Source organism: Streptomyces sp. NPDC040405 (assembly GCF_055595765.1).
Window position 1 is genome coordinate 456,245 of the sequence record NZ_JBVIVI010000005.1, and the last position, 7,916, is coordinate 464,160.

General features: G+C 70.1%; 11 protein-coding genes. 5 read left to right on the plus strand and 6 right to left on the minus strand.

Annotated features, from left to right (window positions below):
- Window positions 1–125: 125 nt before the first annotated feature.
- The gene (locus tag ACZ59A_RS23290; RefSeq protein ID WP_468049341.1) at window positions 126–350 is read right to left on the minus strand and encodes a hypothetical protein; all 225 of its coding nucleotides are present in this window, start codon (window positions 348–350) and stop codon (window positions 126–128) included.
- Between ACZ59A_RS23290 and ACZ59A_RS23295 the strand changes: the two genes are divergently transcribed.
- Entirely contained in the window at window positions 343–783 is a 441-nt protein-coding gene (locus tag ACZ59A_RS23295) for a DUF4232 domain-containing protein (RefSeq protein WP_470961266.1), read from the plus strand. The genes ACZ59A_RS23290 and ACZ59A_RS23295 overlap by 8 nt on opposite strands.
- A gap of 27 nt (window positions 784–810) precedes the next feature.
- Here ACZ59A_RS23295 and ACZ59A_RS23300 read toward each other — a convergent pair whose 3' ends face one another.
- From ACZ59A_RS23300 to ACZ59A_RS23310, 3 genes are all read right to left on the minus strand, one after another.
- Window positions 811–1,830, minus strand: coding sequence for a hypothetical protein (locus ACZ59A_RS23300; RefSeq protein WP_470961268.1), 1,020 nt, complete (start codon window positions 1,828–1,830; stop codon window positions 811–813).
- Between the two features lie 91 nt (window positions 1,831–1,921).
- Window positions 1,922–2,128, minus strand: a complete 207-nt coding sequence (locus tag ACZ59A_RS23305) for a hypothetical protein (RefSeq protein WP_470961270.1) — start codon at window positions 2,126–2,128, stop codon at window positions 1,922–1,924.
- A 168-nt stretch (window positions 2,129–2,296) separates the two neighbouring features.
- The gene (locus ACZ59A_RS23310; RefSeq protein WP_470961272.1) at window positions 2,297–3,214 is read right to left on the minus strand and encodes an anti-sigma factor RsbA family regulatory protein; all 918 of its coding nucleotides are present in this window, start codon (window positions 3,212–3,214) and stop codon (window positions 2,297–2,299) included.
- 240 nt (window positions 3,215–3,454) lie between these two features.
- Here ACZ59A_RS23310 and ACZ59A_RS23315 point away from each other — a divergent pair, with 240 nt between their 5' ends.
- The gene (locus ACZ59A_RS23315; RefSeq protein ID WP_470961274.1) at window positions 3,455–4,450 is read left to right on the plus strand and encodes an aldo/keto reductase; all 996 of its coding nucleotides are present in this window, start codon (window positions 3,455–3,457) and stop codon (window positions 4,448–4,450) included.
- A gap of 37 nt (window positions 4,451–4,487) precedes the next feature.
- Here the strand turns inward: ACZ59A_RS23315 and ACZ59A_RS23320 are convergent, their stop codons facing one another.
- Window positions 4,488–5,084, minus strand: coding sequence for a hypothetical protein (locus tag ACZ59A_RS23320; RefSeq protein ID WP_470961276.1), 597 nt, complete (start codon window positions 5,082–5,084; stop codon window positions 4,488–4,490).
- Window positions 5,085–5,201: 117 nt separating this feature from the next.
- A complete protein-coding gene (locus ACZ59A_RS23325; protein WP_470961278.1) occupies window positions 5,202–6,068 on the minus strand; it encodes an alpha/beta fold hydrolase in 867 nt (288 codons plus the stop codon).
- Between the two features lie 111 nt (window positions 6,069–6,179).
- Here ACZ59A_RS23325 and ACZ59A_RS23330 point away from each other — a divergent pair, with 111 nt between their 5' ends.
- From ACZ59A_RS23330 to ACZ59A_RS23340, 3 genes are all read left to right on the plus strand, one after another.
- Window positions 6,180–6,680: a CGNR zinc finger domain-containing protein gene (locus tag ACZ59A_RS23330; protein WP_470961280.1), complete on the plus strand. Its 501-nt coding sequence runs from the start codon at window positions 6,180–6,182 to the stop codon at window positions 6,678–6,680.
- Complete coding sequence (locus ACZ59A_RS23335) at window positions 6,677–7,246, plus strand: MepB family protein (RefSeq protein ID WP_470961282.1); 570 nt, start codon at window positions 6,677–6,679, stop codon at window positions 7,244–7,246. Before ACZ59A_RS23330 ends, ACZ59A_RS23335 begins: the two co-directional genes overlap by 4 nt.
- A gap of 127 nt (window positions 7,247–7,373) precedes the next feature.
- The gene (locus ACZ59A_RS23340; protein ID WP_470961284.1) at window positions 7,374–7,778 is read left to right on the plus strand and encodes a hypothetical protein; all 405 of its coding nucleotides are present in this window, start codon (window positions 7,374–7,376) and stop codon (window positions 7,776–7,778) included.
- Window positions 7,779–7,916 lie beyond the last annotated feature (138 nt).

The following is a 7,916-nucleotide window of genomic DNA, read 5'->3' on the forward strand; positions in this document are numbered from 1 at the left end:
CGGCCGCTCGCACGGCACCTCCCCCGGTCGGCGAACAGTTCGACAGCAAACCCTAGACGAGCTCGCGGCCGTGTCCCACGGCGCGGTGGCAGCCTCGGCCCGCGCCTGCCGCCTATGCGTGCGGGTCACTGCGTGAAGAAGGACGGCGGGTGGGTGGGGTCGGACGTGCAGAGGAAGAGGACCGCGTGGCTTCCGCGTCCGACCGTCATGCCGGTCGGCTCGCGCGCCGAGTTGAAAGCCGGGGTGCCCGGTTCGAGGTGGCGTTCCTCCAGCGGCCAGAACCGGTCCGGCTCGCGGTCCCGGTGGCATCCCAGTCCGGCGAGCTGACCGACGGCGGGGGCTTTGGGCAAGCGGTCCGTCGAGCGTTGCCACACCTCCGGTCTGAAGGCGGCGTTCGCCACGGGCGACGACGCGGTCCCGGACCCGAACGGGGAGGGCGCGACGACCACCAGCATCGTGCTGACGAACACCAGCGGCCGCACCTGCAAGATCGGCGGCTTCCCGGGCGTGGACCTCAACACCGAGCACGGCACCGCGGACTGGTCGCTTCAGCGCTCCTCGGCCAAGTTCGGCTCGATCACCCTGGGCCCCGGCGACAGCACCGACTTCACCATCAACCTCGCCCTGGCCGGGGACGACGACGAGGGCTCCTGGACGCCCGCCTACGCGGTCATCACCCCGCCGAACGAGACCAAGTCGATCACCCTGGACTGGCCCTGGGGCGGGCTCGTCGACCAGCGGGCCGCCACCCACCCGGCCACCTTCGTCAACCCGATCGGCTGAGCCGGGAAGGACCGCTGCCCCGGTGTGTCACGCCGGGGCAGCGGTCTTGGCGTCCGCCTCGCTTTCCTCACCGGCGCGCAGGTCCCCGTGGAGACGGGCGAACGCCGCGCACACCAGCGGCATGGCCACCGGGGGCAGCAGGAGCAGGGCCACGGCCGTGGGCAGGATCTTCACCAGCACGCCGGTGATCCACACGTTGTCGTCGCTGAGCCACAGCATGCCGAGCCCGGCGGGGTGGGTGAGGGGAGCGGCCGCGTACCGGGCCAGCAGGAAGACGAGCACGGCGGCCACGGTGACCAGCGCGCCCACGCCGAGGGTGCGCCCCCGGGCGCGGCGGGTCAGCACCCAGGAGCGGTACAGCGCCACGAACGGGGAACGGCGCTCCACCACCGTTTCGGCGGTGGCCAGCGCAAGGCGGGAGTACAGCAGCGGGCCGAGACAGCCGATGGCGATCGGCAGCACCCAACCCACCAGCGTGTACTGCGGGGACGCGGTTTCTCCCAGGGGGGTGGGCTCGACACCGGGCACCTCGTGGCTCTCCACGAGGCTCCACCACATCAAGGCCGCCGCCTCCACGGCGCCCACCGCCAGTCCGGTCAGCGCGTTGACCCCGAGCGCGGCGGGAAACCGCCGAAGGGTACGCCGCCACAACTCGCGGGTGGTCAGCGGCCCGCCGTCGCGCGTGGCATGGGAGTCGCCGACGGCGTACGCGCTGTGCAGGAAGGAGACGACGAGGAGCCCCAGCACGAGCAACAGCGGCAACACCACGAACCCGACCCTGACCAGCGGGGGCAGGCCGCCGTCGGCGTAGGCCACGTAGGAGTCCTCGTTGGCGATGTTGCGGTCCGCGTAGTCCCGGACGCCCTCGAAGGTGTCCCACGCCGCCGCGAACCCGCCGCCCACGATCGCGCAGCCGAGCACGGCGGTCAGGGCGGACACGCCGAGGGTGAAGCCGTACAGCGCGCGGCGGTAGCGGCTGACGACGCCGAGCGCCCCGCCGATGCCGCCGCCCGGCTGCTCGGTCGACCGGTTTCCCTCATGCGCCATGACCTGCCCCGACCTCTGTACGACTCCGTGGTGACGGCAGCCAAGACGGTTGACGGGCGCGTGGGGTTCCAGCGGACGCGAGCCGGTGGGTTCAGCCGTCGATCATGTAGAGGCTGGCACACTCCGCGGTCACGCCGCTGTCGTCGATGATGGCCTCGCAGTCCTCGTAGGAGGAGAAGTCCGGCGTCTGCTGGACCCCGACGATGTCGATGTCGTCGGCGGTCGCGGTCGTCGCGCCAGCCGCGGTCAGAGCGGCGGCGACGAGGACGGGGGTCAGGACGGAGCGAAGAAGACGCACGGGTTCTCCTGTACACGAGGGGGGACTGGTTCGAGCCAGCCAACCACGTGGACGTCGTCACCTGGCATGTGACGCGACGTCACGTCACCTGATTGTGGCGGCCGCAGAGATGTTCGGGCCTACCGTCCGAGGGGCCATCACTGTTCCGCGGCGAAGTCCGGGAGATTGTCACATGTAGAAGCGGACGGTCGTGCCCTCGGCGCCGGTATGGATACGGACGAGGTCGGCGAGGTTGTGGACCAGGAACAGGCCCCGGCCTCCGGGCCTGTCGGGCGGGGGCGGGCGGCGGCCTGCCAGGAGGTCGCGCAGCCATCCCCGGTCGCGCACCTCGCACACGATCTGCGTGCCGTCGCCCCAGACCGACACGGTGCCCGAGCCACCGCCGTGCCGCACGCTGTTGGTGGTCAGCTCGGTGACGGCAAGCGAGAAGTCGGCCAAGCGCTCACCCGTCAGACCGAGGCGCTTGGCCATCTCGACGGCGAGGTCCCGCGCGGCGGAGAGACGGTCGGCGTCGAACGCGAAGACGACGGCCCGTGGTGGTGGTACGAGCAGCTCATTGAAGGCGGAGACGGCGCGGTCGGCGTCGTAGGTCGTACTGCGCTGCTCCCTGCCGTCCACGACGACGACGGGATGTGTGGTGTACGCGTCGGCAAGCCATCGGGCGTTGAGCCGTGCGGCGTCGTAGGGGCAGAGGATGGTGACGTTCCGGCCGCGGAAGGCCCTGTTGATCAGTGCCTCGTGCTGGACGCAGGCCGGATATTCGGCGGGTGAACGGGCGGGCCAGACCGGCTCACCGATGATCCGTACCCGCCCGGCGGGATGCGCGTCGGCGAAGCCCCGCAGCACCTTGGGGATGATCCGCCCCGGGTTCCGCCCCGCCCGGGTCATGTCGGTGAACTGCACCCGCTCGGCACTCGCGCCCAGCTCCGCGCGGAGTAGCCCGAGATTACTCGCGGGTACGGCCACCGCCACGGGCTCGCCCGCAGCCAGACCCTCCTCGATGAACGGGACCGTCCCGGCCACGTACTCCTGGACGCCTCGGTAGAACAGGGCCGGATGAGCGAAAGGCTCAGCCGCGCGCGTCACGTCATCACCTCGATCGCCGCTATATCGGGCGCGAGGGCTGCCAAGGTGCCGAAAGTACCGAAGGTGCCAAGGTGCCAAGGTGCCGGAGCACCACCACTTTCACGGTAGCGCGGCAGGGGCTCCAGCAGGAGGGGTCTGCGGCTCCGCGTCGGCCTGTGCCGTCTCGCTCGCTCCCAGTGACCACGCGTGCGGCCGGGGGGCTTGCCTTCGTGTGCGCTTCAACTTCTACGCTCCCCGGGCATGGAGACCATGGCGCACAACAGAACGCTGGGCCGCAGTGGCATCGAGGTGAGCGCCCTCGGCTTCGGCTGCTGGGCCATCGGCGGCGAGTGGTGGTCCGCCGACGGGCAGCCCCTGGGCTGGGGGAGGGTCGACGACGACGAATCCGTACGCGCCATTCAGCGCGCGCTCGACCTCGGCGTCACCTTCTTCGACACGGCCGACGCGTACGGGACGGGCCACAGCGAGCGCGTGCTCGGCCGGGCACTCGGCAAGCGCCGCGCCGATGTCGTCGTGGCCACGAAGTGGGGCAATGTATTCGACGAGCGGACCCGGACCCGCGAGGGACAGGACGACTCCCCGGAGCACGTACGCCGCGCCCTGACCGCCTCCCTGCGGCGTCTGGACACGGACCACATCGACCTCTACCAGCTCCACATCTCCGACGCCGGCCCCGAACGCGCCGCGCGGCTCCGCGAGACCTGCGAGGAGCTGGTGCGCGAGGGGCTGATCCGTACGTACGCGTGGAGCACCGACGACCCCGCCCGGGCCGCCGTCTTCGCCGAGGGCGCGCACTGTGCGGCCGTCCAGCACCGCCTGAACATCCTCCAGGATGCGCCCGAACTCCTCGCTCTGTGCGCCGAGTCGGACCTCGCCAGCATCAACCGCAGCCCCCTGGCCATGGGCCTGCTCACCGGCAAGCACACCGCCGGGCGCGCCCTGGAGGACGGCGACATCCGCAACGCGCCGCCCGCCTGGCTGCCGGGGTTCACCGCGAACGCCGGGGCCGACCCGGCCTGGCTCCAGCGGGTCGACGCCCTGCGGTCCGTCCTCACCAGCGACGGCCGCACCCTCGCGCAGGGCGCCCTCGCCTGGGTCTGGGCCCGCAGCCCGCGGACGGTCCCCATCCCCGGCTTCCGTACGGTCGCCCAGGCCGAGGAGAACGCGGGCGCGATGGCGAAGGGGCCGCTCACCGCCGGGCAGCTGGCCGAGGTCGACCGGATCCTGGGGCGGTGAAGGGAGGGGGCTCCACCGCCGCGGTGACGGACGGCGTTCACTCGTGGGCGCTGATCACACCACCGGCGCTGAGCACGATGTACACGCCGTTGGCGTCGAGCCCGGTGTCGTGCCCGTTCGTCTCCATCGTGCCGTACACCGCGCCCTCGTTGCCGAGGATCTGCGCCCGGTAGCGGAGCTCGCCGATCTTCGTGACCTTGGCCTTCCAGCCGCCCGCGAGCGTGAAGGTGCCCGGTCCCTGGTGCTCGCCGCCCATCCAGGAGTGGACCTCGCCGCCGAGGGTGAGCACGACGTACATGCCGTTGGCGTCGAGCCCGGCGTCGTGCTCGTCCGTCTCCATCGTGGCCGTGACCGCACCCTCGCTGACGATCTTGACGCGGTAGTGCTGGTCGCCGAGTTCGTAGATCTCGGCCTTGCTGCCGTCGACCAGGGTCTCGGTGCGGAGCAGGGACGCGGCCTTGCTCTGGGTGCCCGCCTTGGCGTCGATCTTCTCGGCGGCGGCCGCGGGCTTCGAGGCGGTGGTCTCCGAGCCGGTGCAGGCGGTCAGGGTGAGAGCGGCGCCTGCGATCAGGGCCGCGGCGGCGACGCGCAGGGTGCGGCGGCGAGCGGTGCGGGCAGTGAGGCTGGCGTTCATTTCGGGTCCCCCCGGGGCAGTTGGTGTGGTCTCTTCGGTACGTCGACCACTCTGCTCGGGGCCGCTACCGCAAAGCTGCCGCTGCGCTAACACTCGGCTGACACGGGCGTTAGCGGGTCATTCGGTGGTGGTCAGGAACCCACGGATATACCCGGACACGGTGTCCAAGTGGCTTTCGAGCAGGAAGTGTCCGCCTCCGCGCACCAGATGGATCTCCGCGTCCGGCAGATCCCTCGCGAAGGCCCGTGCTCCGTCCGGGCCGAAGATCTCGTCGCCCGCGCCCCAGACCGCGAGCAGCGGCACCTGGCGCTCCCGGAAGTAGGCGTGGACCTGCGGGTAGAGGGGGCGATTGGTGGCGTAGTCGTGGAACAGGGCGAGCTGTACGAGGTCGTTGCCCGGCCGGTTGACCTCGCGGTGGTCGGCGGCCCAGGTGTCGGGGTCGACCAGCTCGGGCCGGTCCACTCCGTTCAGGTACTGCCAGCGGATGGCGTCGAGGGAGAGGGCGGTGCGGACCGCGGGTTCGGTCTGGGGGCCCGGCTTCTCGCAGTACGCCCATACGGGAGTCCAGAAATCCGGTACGAAGCCGTCCTCGTAGGCGTTGCCGTTCTGCGTGATCACCGCGGTGATCGCGTCCGGGGCGCGCAGGGCCAGCCGCCAGCCGATGGGGGCGCCGTAGTCCTGGACGTATACGGCGTAGCGGGTGACGCCGAGCTGGGCCAGAAGGGCTTCGGTGATGTCGGTCAGGGCGTCGAAGGTGTAGGTGAACGCGTCCACGGGCGGGGCATCGGAGTTGCCGAAGCCGAGGTGGTCGGGGGCGATGACGTGAAACCGGTCGGCCAGCGCCGGAATGAGCTGGCGGAACATGCGTGAGCTGGTGGGGAAGCCATGCAGGAGTACGAGCGTGGGCGCCTCGCGGGGGCCTGCCTCGCGGTAGAAGACGCGATGCCCCCGCACCGTCGCGTACTGGTGGCGGATCTCAACCATGACCTAACCCCTTCGATGGATTATGACGGTTACTTCTCGGTGCCCAGTAGACCGTCGCTGGAGTAACCTGTCAAACCTCTTGATGTAGTTAGCCGGGAAGGTGGGCGGTCCGTGCTGGACGACCAAGCCCTCATGGAGGCGCTTAACAGCACCCCCGTGGTGGACGGCCGACGCCGGGACCTGTGGCGCGACGACCATGAGGCGGACCGGTGGGCGCGGGAGCACGGGGGGCTCGGCGGCGACGAGGAGCGCCGGTGGCTGCGCGCCGCCCGGGACGCGCTCCAGGCGGTGGAGTCGGGCGCGTCGGCGGAGCCCGGTCTGCGGCGGGTCCTCGCGGGCGTCCGCAAGGTCCCGCGGCCCAGTGCGGCGGGCATCGAGTGGCACGTGGAAATGGAGCCGGAGCGCAGGCTCGCCGTGGAACTCGTGCTCGCGTGGGCGGACGTCAAAGAGCGCATGCCCGGCCGTCTGCGGCCGTGCGGAAACCCCGAATGCCGCCTCTTCCTATTGGACCGCAGCCGTGCCAACACCGCACGGTGGTGCTCGATGAAGACCTGCGGGAACCGGCTCAAGGCCCGTCGGCACCAGGCTCGGGCACGGGAGGACGGGGCGTGAGCACGGCGACGATTCCGCCGTGGGCGGGGCTTCACGATGATCTGCTGGCGGCGAAGGCGTTGGTGTACGACCCGAGCGGCTTTCGTTGTTCGCGGCCGGTGCCCGAACCGGAAAGCGCCGAATACGCGGCGCACGGGTTCACGATCGACGGGCTGTCGGTCAGGTTTCGCGTGGGCAAGACCACTCCGACGAAGGTCGGCCAGTTCGTCACCGTGTGGCAGCGATCCTCGGAAGGGCCGATCCGGCCCTTCGATATCCGGGACGGGATCGATCTCTTCGTGATCAGTTGCCGCGACAGCGGATACTTCGGACAGTTCGTGTTCCCGCGAGAGATGCTGTGCGAGCGCGGCATCGTCTCCCGCGACGGCTCCGGCGGAAAGCGGGGCTTTCGGGTCTATCCGCCGTGGGTGACCACGGCCAATCGCCAGGCGGGCAGAAGCCAGGCATGGCAGACAGACTACTTCCTGGATTTGGCGGAGGGCGGTGCCGTCGATAGGGGGCGGGCCCATGGCCTTTATCACCCGGCCGATACCAGAAACGGCCAAGGCGGGCATAGCTCCGCGTGAGCGAGGATGACCCCAACGCCGCATTCGGGCCCGGGGGTTGACGCCTGCCTGCCCGGCAGCATTTAGTGATCGCGACCAATCTGGAACGGATCACTTGCAGTGATCCGGCGACACTCACGGGGAATCCATGCGCGCTCTCACCATGGCCGGAGGCGTAATCGCCGCCACCGGCCTCACCTTTGGCCTGATGTCCGCACCGGCAATCGCCGCGTCCGACTCAGGCGTGGGGTCCGCCTCGACCACACTGGGCCCCCCGCCGAAGGCGGGGAAGGGCAGCGTCAAGTGCAATGAGAACAGTTCGCGGATCAACTTCTCCTGGAAGACCGGCTACGCGAGCACCAAGGTGTACTACAACAACCACTGCCTGGGCGGCTTCAAGACCAAGGTGGCCTTCAAGTTCTGGAACGACGGGTCGACGCCGTGGTACAAGTGCGTCAGCTTCGAGGGAATGACCCAGGGCACGTACAAGTTCGCGCACATCAACGAAATCATGGGTGTCAGCAAGGACACCAAGAAGTGCGAGAAGAACTAAAAGGCGGATACGCGAAGGAGCGGTGGGGGGGGGGGGGGGGGGGGGGGGGGGGGGTTGGGGGGGGGGGGGGGGGGGTGTTTGTTTTGTCTTCGCTTGTTGTCGTGTTGGGGTTGTGTGTGGGGAGGGTGTGGCTCTTTT